Genomic DNA, 21,331 nt, shown 5'->3' on the forward strand with positions numbered 1-21,331 from the left:
GGACGGTGCCGGGGAGGGCGGGGTGGCGGCCCAGGAGGACGACGCCGGTGATGATGGCGATCAGGCCGGTGGTCTGCCAGGCGAGGGCGGCGGGGGTGACGCGGAGTCGGTCGCCGAGGAAGCCGACGGCGCAGGCGATGCCGGAGAGGGGCTGGGCGGCGGTGAGGGCGGGGAGGGACATGCGGAGGGGGGCGGCTTCGAAGGCGCTCTGGACGAGGAGGAGGCCGACCACCCCGGCGACGATCACCGCGTAGGGCTGCCAGCTGCGCAGGACGGCGTCGAGGCCGCTGTGGTCGAGGCGTTGGGTGGTGGTGCGGGTGAGGGCGTCCTGGAGGCCGTAGAGGAGGCCCGCGGCGAGAGCGAGCAGGGTGGCCTCCTCGAAGAGGGGCAGGCGGCGGGCGAGGGAGACCAGCAGCACGGTCAGGCCGACGACCGTGCCGACGACCAGCCAGTGACGCAGTTCCCCGGCGGGGGCGCCGCCGCCGGTGGGCTGTCCGGCGACGATGAAGGCCGTCACACCGAGCCCCAGCAGCAGGACCCCGGCCCAGCCGGAGCGGCCGAGGCTCTGGCGGGTCAGCACCCGGGACAGGGCCATGGCGAACAGCAGGTTGGTGGTCAGCAGCGGTTCCACGAGGGAGACCTCGCCCTGGTTGAGGGCGAGCGCGGAGAGGATGAGCCCGCTCACCATGAACCCGGTGCCGAGCAGCCACTCGGGCATCCGCATCAGGTCGAGCAGCAGTCGCCAGTGCAGCAGATCGGCACGGGGGGCCCGCTGCGCCGCGTGCTGCTGGAGGACGAAGCCGAGCCCCAGGCAGCAGGCCGCGCCGAGGGCGAGGAGGAAGACCGCCACGGTGGGACCACCAGGTTGTCGCTGCCGCGTCGGCCGGCCGGGGGTCGGTCGGCGGTCGCGGCGTGCCTCCGTCAGCGTACCGCCGGGGCGGCGCCCGGGCAGCGCTTGCCGGTGCGGGGGCGGCGGGCGCACGCTGGTGTGAGCGGCCACGGCGGGCCACCGCCCGTACCGGCGGCGCCAGGAGGTGTGGCATGCACAACCAATGGGATGTTGAGCTGAGCTTCGAGGAGGACGGCGTCAACACGGCGTGCGAGGCCCGGCTGACCGGCGCGAGGGCGCCGGGGCTGAGCGCGCACGGGGAGTCCGTGAAGAGCGCCGACGACCGCCCGCTCGCCAGGATCGGCGAGGAGATGGCGGCCTCCCGCGCCTTGGAGGAGCTGTCGCGCAAACTGGCGGCCCAGGCCACCGGGGAGATCGACGACGAGGGGCGCCGGCCCAACTACCTGATCTACTGAGCAGTCGAATGAGAGGGCGGCTAGCGGCGCCACCAGGGCGGGCGGATGACGTCGTCCGGGTCGACGGCGCAGTTGGTGCCGCTGACGACTTCGTGGGCCGGGATGTCCCAGGCGACCACGCCCGGTGCCGAGCGGTCCAGTTCGACGACCCGGGCCCGCTGCGGGCCGGAGCCGGTGTCGACGTCGCAGCGCAGCACGCTCGTCCAGGCACGGCCGTTGAGGGCGGCCGAGACCGCGAGGACGGGGAGGACGGCCAGGGCCAGTGCCATGGCCACGAGGCGGATCGCCTCGGCGACGCGGGGCCACAGGGTGGTGGCGGGCCGTCCGGTGCGGTGGCCGGTCTCGGTGGAGCGGCCGCCCGTGCGGTACTCCATGACGACGCCGAGCCGCATCGCGTACCCGAGGAGGCCCGTCGCGACGCCCCACCCGAGGCCGTTGAAGGCGCCGACCACGACGGCGACGGCCACCGGGAGGATCGCCGCGGTGGCGGCCGTGGCCGCGCGGGAGCGGTCGCGGTGCCGGGCGGCGCCGCCGTGGGCGGCCTGGTAGGCGTAGGTGAAGTGGCAGGCGACGGCGGCGAGGACGGCGGCGAGCACCGGTTCGGCGAAGAACATCCCGATGACGACGTCGAGCCAGTTGGCGGGCCCCATGGCGAGCAGGGCGTCGCGGGCGGCGTCGCCGCCGCCGAGGGTCCAGGCGAGTTTGAGGACGGGGATGGTGAAGACCACCGCCGAGGTCATCAGGTGCGCCGCGTTGGCCGAGGGCCCGGTCGCCGCGGTGGAAGCGCTCATCCGGTCACGCTAAGGCTGCGGCCGCCGACTCCTCGTCACGACACCACCGGTGGGAGGAGGTCGGGCGGGGCTCAGGCCGGCCCGAGAGACCAGCTGATCACCGAGAGGGTGGCCATCGAGGCGAGCGTCGACCAGAGCACCGCGTCCCGGGCGAGGCCCGAGCCCTGCCCGTACTCGCGGGCGTAGGTGTACACGTTCTGCGCGGTGGGGAGCGCGGAGAAGAGCACCACGGTGAGCAGTTGGTGCGAGGAGAGGTGGAGCACCGGCCCGGCCACGGCGAGGGCGACCAGCGGCTGGACGAGGGTCTTGATCCCGACGGTGAGTGCGGTCTCGGCCCGGTGCGAACGCCCTTCCGCGGGCGGGCGGTTGTGCAGTGACATGCCGAGGGCGATCAGGGCGGTCGGCACGCCGGCGCCGCCGAGCAGTTCGGCGGAGCGGTTCACCTCGGTGGGCAGGTGCAGCCCGGCGGCGGAGACGACGGCGCCGAGGGCGGTGGCCAGCAGGATGGGGTTGCGCATCGGCAGGGTGAGCAGGGCGCGGCGCCCGGCCGCGCCGCTGTCGAGGACGGCGAGCACGGCGGGGGTGACCAGCAGGATCTGGAAGAGCACCACCGGCGCCACGAAGGAGGCGTCGCCGATCACCTGCATGGTGACGGGTATGCCGAGGTTCGCCGAGTTGACGTATCCGGAGGCCATCGAGCCGATGGCGAGCTCGCCGGCCTTGCGGTGGAACAGCAGCCGCCCGGCGAGCAGCCCCAGGCCCGTGGCCACGGCGGTGCCGGCGGCGAAGGCCAGCATGGAGGTGTTGGCGAAACGGTCCAGCGGGGTGCGGGAGATCATCAGGAACAGCGCGGCGGGCATCGCCACGTGGAAGACGAACCGGTTCAGCACCGTCTCCGCCTGCGGGCCCAGGAGTTTGGCGCGCGCCACCAGGTAACCGACCCCGGTGAGCGCCCAGATCGGGGCGAAGCCGGACAGCAGCGGATGCAGGGAGGGCATGGGTTCCTCGGATCGCTCGGAAGGTACTGCCGGTGCGGCGGGGATCGCCCGCCCGGGGCAGTAAACCAAGCGCCCGCCGACGCCATGACGACGGGGCCCCGGCAAGATCCACGGGAGCGCCCCACGGGCTCCTACGATGAGGCGATGGACGACGAGTACCTGGACCTGACCGAGGTGGAGGCCATCGCCCGCCGTGCCCACGAGGGGCAGGTGGACAAGAACGGCCACCCGTACGCCGAGCACATCGCCGCCGTGGCGGGCGGGACGGCGCGGCGCGGGGGCAGTGAGGCGCAGATCGCGGCGGGCTGGCTGCACGACACCGTCGAGGACGACCGGCTGAGCCGGGAGTGGCTGGAGGGCGCGGCGCTGCCGGAGGAGACCAAGGCGATCGTGGACGCGCTCACCAAGCGCCCGGGGGAGCCCGTCGAGGAGTACACGGCGCGGATCCTGGCCACGCCGGGCGCGCTGCTGGTCAAGCGCGCCGACCTGGCGCACAACTCGGACCCCGCCCGGCTGGCGGCGCTTCCCCCGGCGACGGCGGAGCGGCTGACGGCGAAGTACGCGCGGATGCGGGAGCTGCTGGGGCTGACCGGGGAGCTGTAGGGACGTCGAGGGGGGAAGGCCGGAGAGGGCCCGGGCCACGCGGATCGCGCGGGCCCGGGCCCTCTCGGGTCACCTCGGAGGCCCCTGTCCGACCCCCGGGGTGAGGGGGGAGTGGTCAGGTGTGCCGGCGGGGTCGGCTTAGTACCAGTGGTTGGCCTGCCAGAACGACCAGGCGGCGTTCGGGCTGCCGTAGCGGGAGTTCATGTAGTCCAGCGCCCACTTGATCTGGGTGGACGCGTTGGTCTGCCAGTCCGAGCCGGCCGTGGCCATCTTGGAGCCCGGCAGCGCCTGCGCCAGGCCGTACGCGCCCGAGCTGGGGTTGGTCGCGGTCACGTTCCAGCCGGACTCGTGGGAGATGATCTGGCTGAACGAGGCCAGCTGGTTCGCGGGCACGATCTGCGCGGCGACGCTCTGCGGGGTGGCGGCGCTGGCGGCCGTGGCGGGCAGGACGCCCGCGCCGAGGGCGGTCAGGGCGGCGGCGCCGGCGAGAATCGCGGCGGAAGTGCGCATACGGAGCTTGAAACCGGGCATGTAGAACAAGACCTCAATCGGGTTGGGCCGGGTCACACCCCGCCTTGGACGACCGTGGCCGGACAGGGGCCATGACGGTCACGGGGCGTGACTCGGCAGCAAGCCGTTCACCGGCGGGACAGGTGCCGGTGCGGCTGACGACGGAGCCATTGTTGCCAGAGGGGATCGGCACCCGCCAAGACCCCTCCGTTACGACGCACCGTCGTACGCGCGGTGGCCGCCGTGGATTCGAAGGCCCGGTGATCGCGCAGTGCTCGGGCCTTGTCGGCGCTGTGCGGACGGGCCGTTCAGGGCTGTCCGGGGGCGGGCGGGAGTGAGCGGGCGGCGCTCCACTATCGGGCGTCGTGGACGCGATCGGGGTGTGAGCGCACTCACCGTTTGAGGCCGGGGTCCGTCACGCGCAGGTCGAGGGGCGGCACGGTCCGTACCGCCCTTGTGTCTACGGAGAGTTACCGGACGTCGCCGAGGCGGCGGTGGCGGAGGGCGCGGGCCGCGAGGCGGTCGGTCTCCGTGGCGGCGGCGAGGGTGGCGAGGGCGGCGCCGACCGCATCGCCGAGGCGGGCGCAGAACGCCTCCGGGGCCCCGGCCGGGTCCTCGGGCTCCGGGACCACCTCGTCCACCAGGCCCACCTCGGCCAGGTGCCGGGCGCCGATGCCCTGGGAGCGGGCCAGTTCGGCCGCGTGCGCGCCGTCCCGGTGGACGATCGCCGAGGCGCCCTCGGGCGGCAGCGGCGCCAGCCAGGCGTGCTCGGCGGCGATCACGCGGTCCGCCGGGAGGAGGGCCAGTGCGCCGCCGCCCGAGCCCTGGCCGAGGAGGACGGCCAGGACGGGGGTGCGCAGGGCGAGCAGGGTGGTCAGGCAGTGCGCGATCTCGACGGCGATGCCCTCCAGCTCGGCCCCGGCGGACAGCTCGGCCCCGGCCGTGTCCACCACCGTCACCAGGGGCAGGCCCAGCTGCTCGGCCAGGCGCGCGGTGCGGCGTACGGCGCGCAGGTCGGCGGCGGTGAAGGGGCGCTCGTGCCCGGGGGTGGCGCGCTGCTGGCCGACGACCAGGACGGGGCGGCCGCCGAGTACGGCGAGGGCCCGCACCAGGGCGCCCGAGCGGCCGCCGGGGGAGTCCAGCAGGACCAGCTCGGCGGCGGTGCGGCGCAGCAGCTCGCGGGTGCCGGGGCGGTCGGGACGGCGGGTGCGCTGGACGGAGTCCCAGGCGTCGGGGGTGTGCGTGCTCGCGGTGGCGGTGGTGGTCGCCGTGGCGGTCGGGGTCGCGGTGGCGGTCGTCCGAGGGGCGGCGGCGGGAGGGGTGGTGGAGAGGACGGCGAGGGTGCGGCGGAGCAGTTCGCGCAGCTCCTGCGGCGGGACGACGGCGTCCACCAGGCCGCGCTCGGCCAGGGTCTCCGCCCGCTGCACGTCCGGGGGCAGCTCCACGCCGCGCAGCTCCTCGTACACCCGCGGCCCGAGGAAACCGAGGCGGGCGCCCGGCTCGGCGAGGACCAGCTGGCCGAGCGTGCCCCAGGAGGCGAAGACGCCGCCCATGGTGGGGTTGCGCAGATAGGTGAGGTAGGGAAGCCCGGCCGCCCGGTGGGCCTGGACGGCGGCGGTGATGCGCAGCATGCAGAGGAAGGCCGCGGAGCCCTCCTGCATGCGGGTGCCGCCGGAGACGGGCAGGGCGAGCAGGGGCAGCCGTTCGGCGGTGGCGCGTTCGACGGCGCGGGTGATGCGTTCGGCGGTGGCGACGCCGATGGAGCCGCCGAGGAAGCCGAACTCGGAGGCGACCAGGGCGATCGGACGGCCGTCGATCAGGCCGACGCCGGTGAGCACCGCCTCGTCCAGGCCCGTGCGGGCGCGGGCGCGGGCGAGGGAGGCGGCGTAGCCGGGGTCGGCGGGCGGGGCGGCCGGCGGTTCGTCCCAGGTCTCGAAGCCGTCCGGGCCGGACGGATCATCCGGATCGTCCGGATCGACGAGCAGGCCGATCAGCTGGCGTGCGGTCAGTGCGGCTGCGGCGCCCGTGCTCATGTCCACCCCGTCGGTGATCGTTCCGGTCCGAGACGATCCGTCACTCTATGCGGCGGGGGTGGCGGGGGCCGGGATCGTGGTGAAGGTGTGAGCAGGCCGACAGAGGGGTGGTGAGGGGCGCGAACCGGCAGAAGTGCTTGTTCGACGGCGGTCGGCCCATGGGGTGGGCGGGCGGTTCGTGGACGGCCCCGGTGGGGGAGGCCGAGGAGTCGGGATACTGGTCAAGTCGCTGGTCGGGCAGGTGAGTTACCCGCCGGTTAATTGTTGTCGCAAGGCTTTCGGAGTTGACCGTGGCTCGCCACACTGGGGGACATGACTCGCACTCTACGCGCGTGGAAGACCCGCGCCGCCGCCGTCGCCGCCGTCACCGTGATGACCCTCGCGCCCGTCGCCGTCGCGACCGACGCGCACGCCGCCGTGAGCGGATCGGTCTGTCTGTCCACCCTCCCCCCGGAGGCCAACGACACCCTCAACCTGATCGCCACCGACGGGCCGTTCCCCTACTCCCAGGACGGCGTGGTCTTCCAGAACCGCGAGCACGTCCTGCCGAGCCAGTCCTACGGCTACTACCACGAGTACACCGTCATCACCCCGGGCTCCCCGACCCGCGGCGCCCGCCGCATCGTCGCCGGCGAGGGCGTCCAGGAGGACTACTACACCGGCGACCACTACGCCACGTTCTGGCTCGTCGACCAGACCTGCTGACCCACGGGTCGCCACCGCGGGAGCGGACGGCCCCGGCGTGCCTCGGCGCCGGGGCCGTCCTGTCGCCCTGCCGTTCTGCCGTTTCGCGGCGTCGGCCCGTGTCAGGGAGCCGTACGGAACGCCCGGCGCCGCGTCAGGACGGCGTCAACGCCGGTGGCCGGGGCGCGGACCGGCCGCTTTGCTGAGGGGAACGCGCGGGCCCGAACCGGGCCGGTGGCGCGAACCGGGCGGAGAGGTGGAGCAGGCCATGGACGAGGGCGACACGGGCGATACGGGCGACCCGTACGGCGCTGATACGGCCGAGGGCCGGATCGTGGTCGGCGTCAGCGGCTCCCTCGGCAGCCTCGCCGCGCTCCACCGCGCCGTCGCCGAAGCCCGCCGGACGGACGCCGAGGTGCTCGCCGTCCTGTGCTGGACCCCGCCCGGCGAGGAGTTCGGCTACCGCCGCACCCCCTGCCCCCTCGTCTCCACCGCCGGACGCGACGCCGCCGTCGCCCGGCTCCGCCAGGCCCTCGACGACGCCTTCGCCGGACGGTACGCGGGCGCGCGCCTGCGCTGCCAGGCCGTACGCGGCGAGGCCGGACACGCGCTGATCCGCTGCGCCGACCGCCCCGGAGACCTCCTCGTCCTCGGCGCGGGCCGCGACCGGGGGCGCCTCTCCCGCCTGCTGCGCCCCTCCGTCACCGCCTACTGCGTACGCCGGGCCACCTGCCCGGTCCTGACCGTCCCGCGCCCGGCACTCCAGCGCGACCTCGAGGCCCTCGAACGCGGTTACGGCCTGCGGGAGTTGGTCACCGGCCCGTGATACGGGCGGAAGCTTCAGGGGTCAGAGCGTCGGCGGTGGCGTGACCTGGCAGACCACGACGAGCTCCAGGCGGGGAACGACGTAGTAGGCGAGCAGACCTCCGGCCACGTCGAGCTAGCGCATCGGCTCGCCACTGCCCTGGTACGAGGCGCCGTCCAGGTGGAGCGCCTTCGAGGCACGTACGAGTTCGGCGGCCCGCTGCCCGACGGCGGCAAGGAACTCGGCCGGGGCGCCGGCGGTGACGTGCTGCTCGCTGGGGAGGTACTCCCAGCTCCAGGTCACGTGTTCACCGCCGCGTAGGCGGTGCGGTAGAGCTCGGCAACGGCTGCGGCGTGCTCGCGGCACTCCTGGACGGTGCCGGCGTGGTTGGCGAGGTAGTTCGCCCGGTGATAGGCCCGGGCGGTGGCCGGATGCCGCTCGATCTGCACGACGGCGGCCCAGTGTGCGACGAACGAGCGAATCGGCTGGACGCTGCCCGAGGCGATGGCCTCGGCCATCGCCCCCGTCTGCCCGTCGATCATCTCCGGGAGACGGTCCGCGGCAACGACGGCCAGGGCCGCCTTGAGTGCGGCCGGACTCCGCTCGGGCCGGGGGATCAGCTCGACTCCGTCGTACATGGGCCGACTCATGACGCCACCCCGTCTCTCGTCTGCCGCGAGACTACCCGCTTCGCGAAGCACAGCCGAAGCATCGCGCGGCCCGGACGTCCGGGCCGCGGCTGGAGCGTGTGCCGGGCAGGGCCTAGCCCGCGCCGGGGATGCGGATGCCCTGCCAGAGGAGGCGGTGGGCGGGGTGTGGGTCGTCCTCGGGGTGGGAGGGGTGGTCGAGGATGAGGGTGGTGCGGTGGGGTGGGGTGTAGGGGGGCCAGGTGGGGAGGGGGTGGGCGGTGTGGGCGAAGGAGAGCCAGTGGGACTGGATCTCGTGCTGGAGGGTGCGGAAGGCGTGGTGGCCGCCGGCGAGGGTCAGGAGGCGGGCGGGTGGGCTGTCGACTCCGCCGAAGACCGGGAGCAGTTCGAGGCCGTGGGTGGCGCCCAGTCCGGTGAGGCGGAGGAGGGGTGGGGCGAAGTCGAAGCGGTACGCGTAGGTGGGGGCGCGGTGGCTGTGGGCGTCGAGGACGGCCTGGACGGAGCGCCGCAGGATGAAGTCGGTGGCCAGGCGGATCGCGGCGGCGCGTTTCGGGTAGCCGGGGTAGGCGGCGGCGAGGCGGTCGTGGTCGGCGCCGCAGCGGTGGAGGGCGGCGCGCAGTGCGGGTGCGGTGCTGGGGACGGTGGGGTCGAAGCGGGCGAGCGTGCACTCGTCGCGGTTGGTGCCGATGATCAGCGGCACCGGGTGCGCGCGGCCCTCGGCGAAGGCGTCCAGGGGGTGTTGCGGCAGGAGGTCGCCGTCGACGACGGGGGCGATCGGGTAGCCGCCGGGGGCGGTGCGCAGTGCCTCGCGCAGGGCGCGGTCGGTGGCCCGGCAGAGGGCTTCGGGGGTGGCCGCCGAAGGGGAGAGGGCGAGGCGGCGGGCGAGGCGGCGGGCGAAGCGGCGGGCTGCTTCGGCGTCGACGGCGGCCCAGTCGGCGGCCGGGCTCTGGGCGATGGCGCGGTGGAAGAGTCCGGCGGCGGCCGGGACGGTCATCAGGGTCAGGACCGCGTCCGCGCCCGAGGACTCGCCGAAGAGGGTGACGTTGCCGGGGTCGCCGCCGAACGCGGCGATGTTGCGCCGCACCCAGTGCAGGGCGGCGAGCTGGTCCCGCAGGCCGAGGTTGGACTCGAACGGCCGCTCGGGCGTGGAGAGTTCGCCGAAGTCGACGTAGCCGAGGGCGCCGAGCCGGTGGTCGACCGTCACCACGACCACCTCGCCGCGGGCCGCCAGTGAGTCGCCGGGGTAGCGGGCGGCGGTGTCGAAGAGGTAGCCGCCGCCGTGGAGGAAGACCAGGACGGGCCGTGGAGTCGGTGAACTCCCGGGCGGCGTGGTGATGTTGAGAGTCAGGCACGCCTCGCCGGTGGGCCGCAGGCCCACCATCGGGGTGCGCCGCTGGGGGGCCGCCGGCCCGTACCGGGTGGCGTCGCGCACTCCCGTCCACGGCCGCACGGGGCGCGGCGCCCGTAACCTCAACTCGCCGACGGGCGCCGCCGCGTAGGGGATCCCCCGCCACTGGAGGGCGCGGGTGGAGGGGCGGCCGCGCAGGGTGCCGTCCGGGGTGTGGGCCTCAGGTGCGGGCATCGGGTTGCACCCGGGCGGGGGCGGGGGTTGTGGCGAGGGCGAGGGCCGCGTCGAGGAGGGCGGCGGTCAGGACGGGGAGCCGGTCGGGGGATTCGGAGAGCAGGAAGAGCCAGGCGAAGACGGGGCCGACGAGCAGGGCGTTGAGGGCGGTCGGGTCGGGGCGGGCGGTGAGTTCGCCGCGTTCGGCGGCGCGGTCGAGGATCTCGGTGAGGGTCTGCCGCTGGACGCCGAGGTACTTCTCGTCGAAGCGTTCGCGCAGGGCGGGGTCGGCGTGGATGTCGGCCAGGATGCCGGGGACCGTCCCGGGTGGGGCGGAGGCCATGGCGCCGGCGATCTCCTCGATGAGGGCGGCGAGGTCGGCGCGCAGCGAGCCGCGGTCGGGGGCGGTGGCGAGGAAGCGGTCCGGCAGCAGGGCGTCGAAGATCATCTCCTGCTTGGTGGCGTGGCGCCGGTAGATGGCCGGCTTGCCGATGCCGGCGCGGGTCGCGACCTCGGCCACGGTGAGCCGGGCGTAACCGACTTCGACGAGCAGGTCGCGGACGGCGGCGGTGATGGCCTCGTCGACGCGGGCGTCCCGGGGGCGGCCGCCCTGGGCGCGGGCTTGCTTCCGTACTGGCATGGGTGCACCATACAGAACCAGGAGTAACGAAACCAGCGGTTACGTAACCGTGCCCGGCCCAGGAAGGAACGACCGATGCGCATCCCGAAGGCGGCCCACGCCGAACAGCCGTGGCGGATACACGAGTTCACCCGGGACTTCCGGATCGAGGACGTCTGGTCCTTCCGCGTGCCCGATGCCGGGCCCGAGGACTTCCCCGTCATGGTCAGGGCCCTGAAGACCGCCTACGCCGACCGCAGGGACCCGCTGCCGGTCCGGTTCCTGTTCGCGGTGCGCTGGAAGCTCGGCGCCCTGTGCGGCTGGGACACCGCCGAGGCGAGCGTGGGCGGGCGGGTCGCCTCGCTGAGCGACCGTCTGCCGCCCGAGATCGCCCGGACGGTGGAGGACGCCGTCCCCGGCGTCGACCCGTTCAGCGAGGTGTACCAGCTGGAGAACGAGGCGGCCCGCGAGCTGGGCAACTTCACGATGCACACGATCATGCACCTGGGCTGGGTGCGGCTCGACGACGGGGGGTACGAGCTGCGGATGGCCGCGCTGGTCAAGCCCAACGGCCTGTTCGGGCGGCTCTACATGGGCTTCATCATGCCGTTCCGGTACGTCTTCATCTATCCGGTGCTGACCCGCCAGTGGGAGCGGGCGTGGCTCGAGTACGGCCGGCCCAACCGGCGAGGGCGGGCCGCCACCGGCTCGGAGTGAGGCGCCCGCCCGTCGTCGTCGGCGTCAGGACGGCTGGCGGTCCGAGCCCAGCTCCCGGGAGATCCGCAGGCCGACCTGGGCGACGACCGGCCCGAGGGCGCGGACCCGGGCGGCCGTCATCCGGGAGGTCAGGCCCGACACGGAGAGCGCGGCCGTCACCTCGCCGGTGTGGTCGAAGATCGGGGCGGCGACGCAGCGGACCTCGGGCTCGTTCTCGCGGTCGTCGATCGAGTAGCCGCGGGCCCGGATCCGGGCGAGGTCGGCGCGCAGCCTCGGTTCGTCCGAGATCGTCCAGGCGGTGACCGGGCGCAGCCCCGCCGCGACCACCTCGGTGACGGCCTCGTCGGGCAGCCAGGCCAGGATCGCCTTGCCCGTGGCGGTGCAGTAGGCGGGAGCGCGGCTGCCGACCCGGGAGGCCATCCGGACGTTGGTCTCGTCCTCGACCTTGTCCAGGTAGACGATGCCGGGCGCCTGCCAGACCGTCAGGTGGACGGTCTCGCCGGCCTCGCGCTGGAGGCGGCGCAGGTGCTCGGCGGCGACGCTGCGCAGGTCCAGGGTGGACAGGTACGCCTGGCCGAGCCGCAGGGAGCCGTGGCCGAGGCGGAACCGGCCGGTCTCCCGGTCGCGCTCCAGCAGGTGCTCGTCCAGCATCGGGCCGGTCAGTCTGAGCACGGTGCTCTTGTTGAGGTCGAGGTCCTCGGCGAGCTGCGCGAGCGGGACGCCCCGGCCGTCGCTGTGGTCGCGGACGTAGCCGAGGACGGCGAGCGCGCGGCGCAGCGAGGAGGACTGGTTGCGTTCGGTCGCGGGCTTCCTGGGCGCCGTGTCCGTCATGGGTGGGGTCCGTTCCCTTGTCTTGAGGATCGGCTGCCTCGAGGATCAGCAGTCTCGAGGATCGGCTGTCTCGAGGATCGGCGGGGGTCGTCAGAACGTACCCCTTCGGGGGCGTGTCCCCCCGTCTTCGATACAACGTTGTGCAGTGCAAAACTTCGCGAACCCCCTCTTGTTGGGGTCGATCGTGCCCGCTTAACGTCCCTGCCACGAGCAGGCGACGACGCCCATCCGAAGCGCTGCACCCTGCCGTACCCCCACCACTTCACCCACCATCGGCCCCGGTCAGGGCCTGCTTCGACGCGCCCGTCCCCAGCGGCGCACGTCTCGGCGGCAACTGTCGGGAGGGGAGGTCTCCACCCATGCGACTCACCGGACGGACCGCGATCGCCGCCCTGCTCGCCGCCGGATGCCTGGCCGCCACGGCCTGCGCCCCGGGCACCGCCGCACCGGCCGGCGGCAAGGCGGCCGACGACCGGACGGGCACCCTGCAGGTCTGGCTGTTCAACGAGGCGGGCAACGTGGCCAAGGAGGCCGTGATCGCCAAGGCCGTCACCGAGTTCCAGACCTCCCACCAGGGCGTCACCGTCAACGTCAGCTACATCGACACCGACGCCGCCGCCCGCGCCGCCAAGATGAAGGGCGCCTTCAACGACCCCAACAGCGCCCCCGACCTGGTCGAGTTCGGCAACACCGACCTGCCCGGCTACGTCGCCGCGGGCGGCCTCGCCGAGATCGGCGCCGAACTCGACAAGTGGAAGGACAAGGCCGACCTCGACCCGGTGATCGCCAGGACCGCCGTCGTCGACGGGAAGACCTACGGCCTGCCCTGGTGGGTCGCCGTCCGGGCGCTGTACTACCGCACCGACCTGTTCACCGAGGCCGGGCTCAACCCGCCCACCTCGTACGCCGAACTGGTCGCCGCCACCCAGAGGATCCACGGCGCGCACCAGGACACCTTCGGCATCGCCGTCGGCGGCAAGTACACCTTCGGCGCGCTGCCCTTCGTCTGGGACGCGGGCGGCGACATCGCCACCAAGGACGGCGCCACGTACAAGGCGGCCATCGACTCGCCCGCCTCCCAGGCCGGCGTCAAGCGCTACACCGACCTGTTCGGCGCGGACGGCTGCCCCGCCCAGCAGTGCGCGGACCTCACCGGCGGCAAGACCGTCGACCTGTTCGCGGCCGGAAAGTCCGCGATGGCGATCCTGCCCAACTCCAGCCGCAGCAAGGTGGACGCGGGCCCCGTCAAGGGCAAGTACGGCGTGGTGCCGCTGCCCGGCGAGAAGGCCGGCTCCATCGCCCCCGCCTTCGCCGGCGGCAACAACCTCGGCGTCATGAAGGCGGCCAAGCACCGCACCCTGGCCGTGGAGTTCGCCGAACTGCTCGCGAGCCCCGCGTACCAGGAGCGGATGTACGACGCGATGGGCAACCTGCCGACGCTCAAGTCCGTCAGCGGCACGGTCGCGGCCAAGGACGCGTTCCTCAAGCCGTTCACCGACACCATCGCGGCCGGGACGAGGTTCGTGCCGCTGGACCAGGCGTGGGCGCAGATCGACGCGCAGTCGGTCGTCCCGACCATGCTCCAGCAGGTCGTCACCGGCAAGGCGGACGTGGCCAAGGCGTCGACCGACGCCGCGGCGCAGATCAACTCGGCCTTCGCGGCCCACTGATCGGCTCCACGGCTGAGCGGTCACTGAGCAGTCACCGAGCAGTCACTTGAGCAGTCTGCGACAGAGAGCAGGTCCCGCACGTGTCCGTACCCACCTCGACCGCCCCGACGGCGCCGCCTTCCTCCCGCGGGCGCCGTCGGGGTGAGGCGCCGGCCGCACCCCCGGGCGGCCGGCGCCGCAGGCCACCGCTGCTGCTGCTCCTGCCGGCCGCGGTCGTCCTGATCCCGCTGGTCGCCTACCCGATCTACCAGCTCGGGCTGCTGTCCGTCCTGGACTTCGGGCAGGCGCAGGCGTCCGGGGGCGCGCCGACCTCCTTCGTCGGCTTCGGGAACTACGCGAAGATCCTGGAGGACGACCAGTTCTGGACGGTGCTCGTCCAGACGATCGGCTTCGCCGCGTTCTGCGTGGTCGCCACCCTGGCCGTCGGCGCCACCCTCGCCGTGCTGCTCACCAAGGTCGGCCGCTGGCCCCGGCTGCTGCTCACCACGGCGGCGATGGCGGCCTGGGCGGCGCCCGCGATGACCGGCTCGACGGTGTGGAGCTTCCTGTTCGACACCAACCTGGGCCTGGTCAACCACACCCTGGAGCGGATCGGGCTCAGCGACTTCCACGAGTTCAACTGGTTCTACGACAAGTGGACGGCGTTCCTGATCGTCGGCGCCGTGGTGGTGTGGCACTCCTTCCCCTTCGTGATGGTCACCCTCTACGCGGGCATCCGCGCCATCCCCGAGGAGATCCACGAGGCCGCCGCCCTCGACGGCGCCGGCACCTGGACCACCTTCCGCCGGATCACCGCGCCCATGCTGCGGCCGATCCTGACCATCGTGGTGATCCAGTCCGTGATCTGGGACTTCAAGGTCTTCACCCAGATCTACGTCATGACCAACGGCGGCGGCATCGCCGGCCAGAACCTCGTGCTCAACGTGTACGCGTACCAGAAGGCGTTCGCCTCCTCGCAGTACGGACTGGGCGCGGCGATCGGCGTGATCATGCTGCTGGTCCTGGTGATCCCGACCGCCTTGTACATCCGCACTCTGCGACGGACGGGGAACGAGCTGTGAACACGCGCAGCAGGTGGCGCCTCGCCGCCAACGGGACGGCGGTCGTGGTGGCGGTGGTGACCGCCTTCCCGATCTTCTGGATGGTCCTGTCGGCGTTCAAGCCCAAGGGCGAGGTGCAGGCGCTGGACCCGAAGCCCTGGACGGCGCACCCGACGCTGGAGAGCTTCCGGCAGGTGCTCAGCGTGGACGGGTTCGGGCGGTACTTCGTCAACAGCCTGGTGGTCGCGCTGTCGGTGGTGGTGCTGTCGGCGGTGGTGGTGTTCCTGGCGGCGGTGGCCGTGACCAGGTTCAGGTTCCGCTTCCGGACCACGATCATGGTGATGTTCCTGATCGCCCAGATGATCCCGGTCGAGGCGATGACCATCCCGCTGTTCTTCATGTTCCGCGACGCCGGGACGTTCGCGCCCGGCGTCGGGCTGAACACCCTGGCCTCGCTGGTGCTGGTGCAGCTGGCGTTCTCGCTGCCGTTCGGGATCTGGATGATGCGCGGGTTCGTCGCCGCCGTGCCGGTCTCCATCGAGGAGGCGGCGCAGATCGACGGGGCGAGCCGCACGCGCATCCTGTGGCGGATCCTGCTGCCGCTGGTGGCGCCCGGGCTGGCCGCGACCAGCGTGTTCTCCTTCATCGCGGCGTGGAACGACTTCGTGTTCGCCAAGACGTTCATCATCAGCGCGACGGAGAACCAGACGCTGCCCTCGGCGCTGCTGGTCTTCTTCAAGCCGGACGAGAACGACTGGGGCGGGATCATGGCGGCGTCCACGCTGATGACGGTGCCGGTGCTGATCTTCTTCATCGCGGTGCAGCGCAAGCTGGTCTCGGGGCTGGCCGGGGCGGTCAAAGACTGAGGGGTGCGGTCGAGGACTGAGGGGCGCGGTCAAGGACTGAGGGGCTCACGCCACCCCGCGCGGGCGGAACTGGATGCTGATCCGGGGGCCCACCGGGCGGGCGGTCTTGGGGACGGCGTGCTCCCAGGTGCGCTGGCAGGATCCGCCCATCACCACCAGGTCCCCGTGGCCGATCGGGCGGCGGACGACCGTCCCGCCGCCGTGACGCGGCCGCAGGGCGAGGACGCGCGGCTCGCCGACCGAGAGGATCGCCACCATGGTGTCCTCGCGGTCGCCGCGCCCGATCCGGTCGCCGTGCCAGGCGACGCTGTCGCGGCCGTCGCGGTAGTAGCAGAGGCCGAGGGTGCGGAAGGGCTCGCCGAGTTCGGGCGCGTAGTGCCGGCTCAGGGCCGTCCGGGCCTCGCCCAGGACGGGGTGCGGGGGCTCGGCGTCCGCCGGGTAGGAGGCCAGCAGGCGCGGGACGTCGACCGTTCGGTCGTACATCTCGCGCCTTTCGGCGCGCCAGGGGACCTCGGCGGCCAGCTGTTCGAACAGCCGGTCGGCGCCGTGGAGCCAGCCGGGCAGGACGTCCAGCCAGGCGCCATCGCCGAGTTCCAGCCGCCGCAGGCCCGTGAGCGCGTTCAGGGGGACGCCTCCGGCGGCCGGGGCGTCGTCGAACAGCGAGGGCTGGAGGTGGACGGTGCCGTGCATGGGGCCAGCGTACGCCCTGAATCGAACGGGTGCTCGAATCCGCGAATCCGGGGCCGCGGGGGGCGGTGGATTTTTGGATGCAAGGCTGAAGTTCAGGTTTAGGCTTTAATTTGAAGGCTTGATGGTGGCTGTGGGAGTGTTATCGCAGACACTGGATCGGTTTGGCATCGGAGAGCGAAGGATCATGTCGGACGTCGCGCGCGTCATCGTCGGAGTCAGCGGTTCGCTGCACAGCCTGACCGCCCTGCACCGGGCGGCGGACGAGGCCCGGGCCCGGCGGGCCGTCCTGGTGCCGGTGCTCGCCTGGACCCCGGTCGGCGGCGAGCGCAACTACCGGGCGCGGCCCTGCCCCTCGCTGCTGCGCGCCTGGCAGCAGGCCGCCGGGGCCCGGCTGGGCTCGGCACTGGAGGAGGCGTTCGGAGGGCTGCCGATCGGGGTGCCGATGGAGCCGATGGTCGTGCGCGGTGAGCCCGCCGAGGTGCTGACGGGCCTCGCCGACCGGCCCGGGGACCTGCTGGTGATCAGCGCCGGACGGCAGGGTCTGGTGCGCGGCCGGGCGCACCGGCTGCTGCGCGGGTCCGTCCGCCGCCGGTGCCTGGACCGGGCGGGCTGCGGCGTGCTGGTCGTCCCGCCGTCCACGCTGCACGCGGACCTTCGGGCGCTGCACCGGGACGGGGTCGACCTGCGGGAGCTGGTGGCCGCTTAGCTGGTGGCCGCTTAGACCGTGCGGCCGTCGACGATCGTCCGGGTGGGCCTGAGGTCGTGCAGCCTCTCGACCGGGCAGGTCAGCGGGTCGACCGGCCAGAGGGTCAGGTCCGCCAGGGTGCCGGGGCGCAGGCTGCCGCGCTGGGCGCTCTCGCCGGTGAGGCGGGCGGCGTTGACGGTGTGCAGGGCGATCGCCTCGGTGCGCGCGAGGGCGTGCTCGGGGCCGAGGACCCCGGCGGTGGTGTCGCGGGTGGTCATGCCCCAGACGGAGAGCATCGCCCCGTACGGTCCGATCGGGAAGTCCGAGCCGGCGGAGAGTTCGGCGCCCTCGTCCAGCCACTCGCGCAGCGGGAAGACGGCGCTGGTGCGCTCCTCGCCCCAGCCGCGCCGCAGGGTGAGCGCGCCGTCGTGCAGCAGCGGGTGCTGGACGGTCACCGGGATCCCGAGGGCGACGGCCCGGGCGCGCTGGTCGGCGCGGGCGAGGCCGCCGTGCTCGACCACCAGGGTGCCGGGCGCCAGGCCCGGGCGGCGCTTGAGGACCTGCTCGAAGACGTCCAGCAGGACGCGCAGCCCGCGGTCTCCCCAGGCGTGCACGCCGACGCGCCAGCCGCGTTCGACCACCCGGTCCACCGCCGCGACCAGCTCCTCCGGCTCCCAGAGCAGGTGGCCGTGGTAGCAGGGCTGCCCCTCGTAGTGCTCCTCCAGCGCGCCCGCCTCGAAGCCGCCGTCGATGCCGAACTTCACGCCCCACAGGCTCAGTCGGTCGTCGTCGCGGCCGGAGGCGCGCCAGTCGTCCATCCGGTCCAGCAGGGCGTCGACCTGCTCGCGGGTGCGGGCGGCGAAGCCGGAGACCAGGGCCCGGACCCGGACGGCGAGGGCGCCCTCGGCGCGGGCCGCGTCCAGGACGTCCAGGTCCTCGATCGGGACGGCGCAGTCGCGGACGGTGCCGATGCCCGTCGAGGCGTACGCGGCGGAGGCGGCGCGCAGGCCCTCGACGCGCTCGGCGAGGCCCGGGCGGGGCAGGACCCGCTCGACGGGCTCGATGGCCCGGTTGATCAGCCGGCCGGTCATCCGGCCCTCGGCGTCGCGCTCGATCACGCCGCCGGGCGGGGCCTCGGTCTCCTCGGTGATCCCGGCCAGGCGCAGCGCCGGCGAGTTGAGCACCATGTTGTACGCGCCGCGGCGAACCAGCACCGGGTGGTCGGTGGTGACGGCGTCCAACTCGGTGGTGGTGGGCATGCGTTGCTCGGCGAGGAGGGCCTCCTGCCAGTTGACCGTGGTGGTGATCCAGTGGCCGGCCGGGGTGGTGGCGGCGCGCTCGCGGATCAGGTCGAGGAAGCCGGCGAGGTCGCGGGCCCGGTGGACGGGGACGCCGTGGACGCTGTGGGCGGCCATCACCAGGTGGGTGTGGGTGTCGTCGAAGGCCGGGAGCACGGTGGCGTCGGGGGCGTTCAGCACCTCGGTGTCCGGGCCGATGAGGGCGTCCAGGCCGTCGGGTTCGGCGGCCAGGGCGGTGATCCGGCCGTCGGTGACGGCGATCGCCCGCTGCGGGGGCTGGCCGGGGGCGAGGGTGTGCACGGTGGCGCGGATCAGCAGATCGGCGTGGTCGGCGTGGTCGGCGAGGTTGTTCATGGCGACTCCTGGGGGTGGGCGAGTCCGGTGACCTTCTCGACGTACCGGAGGCTCGGCTCGGCCAGTTTCCCGTGCAGCTCGGCGAAGACGGCGCGGGCGGCGCCGGCGCTCCAGGCGTCGGGCAGCAGCGGTTCGGGCAGCCCGGGGTCGAGGTAGGGGAGACGGCGCCACCGGGTGAGCATCGGCACGTAGGCGCGGAAGGCTTCGGCCGGGTCCTCGGTGCGCGGCTGCCGCGCGACCGGCCGCCAGGTGTCGGAGAAGGCCGCGTACTGCGCGTCGATCGCCGGGAGGTCCCACCAACTCGCCACCGCCGTACGGAGATCGGCGAAGCCGGCGTACTCGGCGGAGAGGAAGAGGTGGACGTAGGCGCTCAGGTCCAGGCGCTCCAGCAGCCGCCGGGCGTCCGGCAGCAGCCGGGCGGGCGCCAGCCAGACGCCGGGGGCGGCGTTGCCGAAGCCGAGCCAGCTGAGCCGGGAGCGCAGCTGGTGGCGGTGGGCGCGGGCGGACTCGGGGACGGAGAAGACGGCGACCACCCAGCCGTCGGCGAGGTCGGCGGGCTCCAGGCTGTGGAAGATCCGGCGGTCGCCCTCCTCGAACACCGGCTCCACGGCGGGGGCGAGGCGGTAGCCGGTGGCGCCGCGGCGCTCCTGGAGCAGGGTGCCGGCCTTCTTCAGCCGGGAGATGGCCGAGCGGACGGCGGGGCCGTCGACGTCCAGCTCGGCCATCAGGGCGATGAGGTCGGCGATCGATGTCCAGCCGCCGAGGCGGCGGATGAACTCGCCGTAGACGGTGTGGATCAGGGAGCTGGGGCGGGGAGGCGCGCTCTGCGGCAACTGCGGTATCTGTGGCATCTGCTGCACGGTGTGCGGGCCCTCCTCCCCGGCGGTCCCGGTGATCATAGTCAGGCGTACTCGCCCGAGAGCAGCCGCCCCGCCCCGGGGGCGAAGGCGGGCAGGCCGAGGGCGCGCAGCAGCTGGTGGGTGGTGCAGATCGAGGCCGAGACGACCGGTTTGCCGAGGAGCTGTTCCGCCTCCTCCACCGCGGACAGGGAGGGCAGTTGGACGCAGGCGGAGAGGACGACCGCGTCGGCGTCGGTGTGGGCGAGGCCCTTGGCGATGCCGGGCAGCTTGGCGGGGTCGTGGGCGGCCACGTCCAGGTTGTCGGCGATCTCCAGGGCGGCGTGGTCGAGCACCTCGATGCCCTCCTCGGCGAGGTAGCCGACGACCGTACGGGCGAGCGGGCGCAGGTACGGGGTGACCATGGCGATCCTGCGGGCGCCGAGGGTCTGGAGTCCGGCGACCAGGGCGCCCGCGCTGGTGACCACGGGCGCCGGGGCGCCGTTCTCGGCGGTGCGCCCGTGCAGGCGCCGTTCGGCCTCGCGGTGGTAGCCGGGGCCGGTGGCCATGACGGCGACCAGGCAGGCGTAGCCGATCACGTCCATCCGGGCGTCGGAGAGCTCGACGGCGCAGCGGTCCGACTCGGCGTCCATGGCGCGCAGTTGCTCGGGGGTGACCCTGGTCATCCGCATCCGGCTGGAGTGGAAGGTGAACCGCTCGGGGGCGACGGCCTCGCGGGCGCGCAGCAGGGCGGGGACCTCGGTCTCCATGGTGACGTTGGAGCTGGGGACGATCTGGCCTATCCGGTACGTGGGCGGCATCGGCGGGCCTGTTCCTTTCCTTCGGGCGCCTCCGGGCGCGTCTCTCAACGGGCGTCGACCACGGGGTTGGTGAGGGTGCCGATGCGCTCGACGGTGGCCTCGACGAGGTCGCCGGGCTGGAGGAACTGCGGCGGGACCATGCCGGAGCCGACGCCGGCGGGGGTGCCGGTGGCGATCACGTCGCCGGGCTCGAGGGTGACGCCGGAGGAGATGTCGGCGATCAGCCGGGCGACGCCGAAGAGCATGTGGCGCGTGTTGGAACTCTGGCGCAGCTCGCCGTTGACGGTGAGCGAGAGGTCGAGGCGCTGGGGGTCGGGGATCTCGTCGGCGGTGACCACGACCGGGCCGAAGGGGGCGAAGCCGTCCTGGCCCTTGGAGAAGAACCACTGGCCCGAGCGGCGCTGGTCGCGGGCGCTGACGTCGTTGACGATGCTGTAGCCGAACACGTGCCGCAGGGCGTCCTCCTCCGGCACCCGGAAGGCGGACGCGCCGATGACCACGGCGAGTTCGCACTCGTAGTCCAGCTGCTTGGTGAGGTCGGCGTTGTGCGGGATCGGCGCGCCGGGGCCGGTGACGGAGGTGGAGGGCTTGCCGAACAGGAGCGGACGGTCGGGGAGTTCGCGGTCGGTGTCCAGGGTGCGGTGCGACTCCTCCACGTGCTCCACGTAGTTGAGGCCGACGCCGACGATCTTCCCCGGGCGCAGCGGGGCGCAGAGCGTCACCTCGGCGAGCGGGCGGGTGGCCGGGTGCGTGCCGAGCAGTTCCCGGGTGAGGTCCAGGGCGGGCTGTCCGGCGCGGACCAACCCGAGGAGGTCGCCGGGCAGTTCGACCCCGGCGGCGCTCGCGAGGGCCGTCAGGTCGGCGACGCGGTCGGCGCCGATCCGGGCGCCGAGGCGCGCGGTGGCGTCGCCGTCCGTGCGGAAGGTGAGCAGGTGCATCGGGCTGTCTCCTGGATCGGGCGGATCGG

Annotated in this window: 23 protein-coding genes and 1 pseudogene; 9 read left to right on the plus strand and 15 right to left on the minus strand. The window is 73.6% G+C overall.

What is annotated here, in order from left to right; all coding sequences use genetic code 11:
• Positions 1–10: 10 nt before the first annotated feature.
• Positions 11–850: pseudogene (locus ACIBCA_RS31015) on the minus strand (DMT family transporter); the annotation flags it as partial.
• A gap of 191 nt (positions 851–1,041) precedes the next feature.
• On the opposite strand from ACIBCA_RS31015, the gene ACIBCA_RS31020 reads away from it, so the two are divergent.
• Positions 1,042–1,305: a dsRBD fold-containing protein gene (locus ACIBCA_RS31020; protein ID WP_396286368.1), complete on the plus strand. Its 264-nt coding sequence runs from the start codon at positions 1,042–1,044 to the stop codon at positions 1,303–1,305.
• A gap of 20 nt (positions 1,306–1,325) precedes the next feature.
• Here the strand turns inward: ACIBCA_RS31020 and ACIBCA_RS31025 are convergent, their stop codons facing one another.
• Together ACIBCA_RS31025 and ACIBCA_RS31030 are read right to left on the minus strand one after the other, a co-directional pair.
• Entirely contained in the window at positions 1,326–2,096 is a 771-nt protein-coding gene (locus tag ACIBCA_RS31025) for a hypothetical protein (protein ID WP_396286370.1), read from the minus strand.
• Between the two features lie 71 nt (positions 2,097–2,167).
• On the minus strand, positions 2,168–3,094 hold the full coding sequence (locus ACIBCA_RS31030) for an AEC family transporter (protein WP_396286371.1): 927 nt from the start codon (positions 3,092–3,094) through the stop codon (positions 2,168–2,170).
• A gap of 144 nt (positions 3,095–3,238) precedes the next feature.
• Between ACIBCA_RS31030 and ACIBCA_RS31035 the strand changes: the two genes are divergently transcribed.
• The gene (locus ACIBCA_RS31035) at positions 3,239–3,697 is read left to right on the plus strand and encodes an HD domain-containing protein (protein WP_396286372.1); all 459 of its coding nucleotides are present in this window, start codon (positions 3,239–3,241) and stop codon (positions 3,695–3,697) included.
• 138 nt (positions 3,698–3,835) lie between these two features.
• Here the strand turns inward: ACIBCA_RS31035 and ACIBCA_RS31040 are convergent, their stop codons facing one another.
• Both ACIBCA_RS31040 and ACIBCA_RS31045 read right to left on the minus strand, forming a co-directional pair.
• The gene (locus ACIBCA_RS31040) at positions 3,836–4,228 is read right to left on the minus strand and encodes a transglycosylase SLT domain-containing protein (protein ID WP_396286373.1); all 393 of its coding nucleotides are present in this window, start codon (positions 4,226–4,228) and stop codon (positions 3,836–3,838) included.
• A 449-nt stretch (positions 4,229–4,677) separates the two neighbouring features.
• The gene (locus ACIBCA_RS31045; RefSeq protein ID WP_396286374.1) at positions 4,678–6,240 is read right to left on the minus strand and encodes a carboxyl transferase domain-containing protein; all 1,563 of its coding nucleotides are present in this window, start codon (positions 6,238–6,240) and stop codon (positions 4,678–4,680) included.
• Between the two features lie 312 nt (positions 6,241–6,552).
• Between ACIBCA_RS31045 and ACIBCA_RS31050 the strand changes: the two genes are divergently transcribed.
• Both ACIBCA_RS31050 and ACIBCA_RS31055 read left to right on the plus strand, forming a co-directional pair.
• Entirely contained in the window at positions 6,553–6,945 is a 393-nt protein-coding gene (locus ACIBCA_RS31050) for a ribonuclease (protein WP_396286375.1), read from the plus strand.
• Positions 6,946–7,192: 247 nt separating this feature from the next.
• Complete coding sequence (locus ACIBCA_RS31055; RefSeq protein WP_396286377.1) at positions 7,193–7,750, plus strand: universal stress protein; 558 nt, start codon at positions 7,193–7,195, stop codon at positions 7,748–7,750.
• A 114-nt stretch (positions 7,751–7,864) separates the two neighbouring features.
• On the opposite strand, the gene ACIBCA_RS31060 is transcribed toward ACIBCA_RS31055, so the two are convergent.
• From ACIBCA_RS31060 to ACIBCA_RS31075, 4 genes are all read right to left on the minus strand, one after another.
• Entirely contained in the window at positions 7,865–8,032 is a 168-nt protein-coding gene (locus ACIBCA_RS31060) for a hypothetical protein (protein WP_396286378.1), read from the minus strand.
• Entirely contained in the window at positions 8,029–8,367 is a 339-nt protein-coding gene (locus ACIBCA_RS31065; RefSeq protein WP_396286379.1) for a hypothetical protein, read from the minus strand. The genes ACIBCA_RS31060 and ACIBCA_RS31065 overlap by 4 nt, the downstream gene beginning before the upstream one ends.
• Before the next feature lie 124 nt (positions 8,368–8,491).
• On the minus strand, positions 8,492–9,958 hold the full coding sequence (locus ACIBCA_RS31070; protein ID WP_396286380.1) for a carboxylesterase/lipase family protein: 1,467 nt from the start codon (positions 9,956–9,958) through the stop codon (positions 8,492–8,494).
• The gene (locus ACIBCA_RS31075; protein WP_396286381.1) at positions 9,945–10,577 is read right to left on the minus strand and encodes a TetR/AcrR family transcriptional regulator; all 633 of its coding nucleotides are present in this window, start codon (positions 10,575–10,577) and stop codon (positions 9,945–9,947) included. The genes ACIBCA_RS31070 and ACIBCA_RS31075 overlap by 14 nt, the downstream gene beginning before the upstream one ends.
• Before the next feature lie 75 nt (positions 10,578–10,652).
• Here ACIBCA_RS31075 and ACIBCA_RS31080 point away from each other — a divergent pair, with 75 nt between their 5' ends.
• Positions 10,653–11,273 carry a DUF2867 domain-containing protein gene (locus ACIBCA_RS31080; protein ID WP_396286382.1) on the plus strand — a complete coding sequence of 207 codons (621 nt, stop codon included), beginning with the start codon at positions 10,653–10,655 and terminating at the stop codon, positions 11,271–11,273.
• Between the two features lie 24 nt (positions 11,274–11,297).
• Here the strand turns inward: ACIBCA_RS31080 and ACIBCA_RS31085 are convergent, their stop codons facing one another.
• Positions 11,298–12,104, minus strand: a complete 807-nt coding sequence (locus tag ACIBCA_RS31085) for an IclR family transcriptional regulator (RefSeq protein WP_396286383.1) — start codon at positions 12,102–12,104, stop codon at positions 11,298–11,300.
• A gap of 359 nt (positions 12,105–12,463) precedes the next feature.
• Between ACIBCA_RS31085 and ACIBCA_RS31090 the strand changes: the two genes are divergently transcribed.
• The 3 genes from ACIBCA_RS31090 to ACIBCA_RS31100 all read left to right on the plus strand — a co-directional run bounded on the left by ACIBCA_RS31090 (position 12,464) and on the right by ACIBCA_RS31100 (position 15,680).
• Positions 12,464–13,774, plus strand: coding sequence for an extracellular solute-binding protein (locus ACIBCA_RS31090; protein ID WP_396286384.1), 1,311 nt, complete (start codon positions 12,464–12,466; stop codon positions 13,772–13,774).
• Positions 13,775–13,854: 80 nt separating this feature from the next.
• On the plus strand, positions 13,855–14,835 hold the full coding sequence (locus ACIBCA_RS31095) for a carbohydrate ABC transporter permease (RefSeq protein WP_396286385.1): 981 nt from the start codon (positions 13,855–13,857) through the stop codon (positions 14,833–14,835).
• Positions 14,832–15,680: a carbohydrate ABC transporter permease gene (locus ACIBCA_RS31100; RefSeq protein WP_396286386.1), complete on the plus strand. Its 849-nt coding sequence runs from the start codon at positions 14,832–14,834 to the stop codon at positions 15,678–15,680. Before ACIBCA_RS31095 ends, ACIBCA_RS31100 begins: the two co-directional genes overlap by 4 nt.
• 45 nt (positions 15,681–15,725) lie before the next feature.
• Here the strand turns inward: ACIBCA_RS31100 and ACIBCA_RS31105 are convergent, their stop codons facing one another.
• Positions 15,726–16,370 (minus strand): alpha-ketoglutarate-dependent dioxygenase AlkB, encoded by a 645-nt coding sequence (locus ACIBCA_RS31105; protein ID WP_396286387.1) that lies wholly within the window; start codon positions 16,368–16,370, stop codon positions 15,726–15,728.
• A gap of 184 nt (positions 16,371–16,554) precedes the next feature.
• Between ACIBCA_RS31105 and ACIBCA_RS31110 the strand changes: the two genes are divergently transcribed.
• Entirely contained in the window at positions 16,555–17,076 is a 522-nt protein-coding gene (locus tag ACIBCA_RS31110) for a universal stress protein (RefSeq protein ID WP_396286388.1), read from the plus strand.
• An 11-nt stretch (positions 17,077–17,087) separates the two neighbouring features.
• Here the strand turns inward: ACIBCA_RS31110 and ACIBCA_RS31115 are convergent, their stop codons facing one another.
• From ACIBCA_RS31115 to ACIBCA_RS31130, 4 genes are read right to left on the minus strand one after another with little or no spacing between them, the layout of a single operon-like run.
• Complete coding sequence (locus ACIBCA_RS31115; RefSeq protein WP_396286389.1) at positions 17,088–18,707, minus strand: amidohydrolase; 1,620 nt, start codon at positions 18,705–18,707, stop codon at positions 17,088–17,090.
• Complete coding sequence (locus ACIBCA_RS31120; protein WP_396286390.1) at positions 18,704–19,558, minus strand: PaaX family transcriptional regulator C-terminal domain-containing protein; 855 nt, start codon at positions 19,556–19,558, stop codon at positions 18,704–18,706. Before ACIBCA_RS31120 ends, ACIBCA_RS31115 begins: the two co-directional genes overlap by 4 nt.
• A 50-nt stretch (positions 19,559–19,608) precedes the next feature.
• Positions 19,609–20,364, minus strand: a complete 756-nt coding sequence (locus ACIBCA_RS31125; RefSeq protein ID WP_396286391.1) for an Asp/Glu racemase — start codon at positions 20,362–20,364, stop codon at positions 19,609–19,611.
• 44 nt (positions 20,365–20,408) lie between these two features.
• Positions 20,409–21,302 carry a fumarylacetoacetate hydrolase family protein gene (locus tag ACIBCA_RS31130; RefSeq protein WP_396286392.1) on the minus strand — a complete coding sequence of 298 codons (894 nt, stop codon included), beginning with the start codon at positions 21,300–21,302 and terminating at the stop codon, positions 20,409–20,411.
• Positions 21,303–21,331 lie beyond the last annotated feature (29 nt).

Origin of the sequence: Kitasatospora sp. NPDC051170, assembly GCF_044455705.1 — a bacterium.
Taxonomy (GTDB): domain Bacteria; phylum Actinomycetota; class Actinomycetes; order Streptomycetales; family Streptomycetaceae; genus Kitasatospora.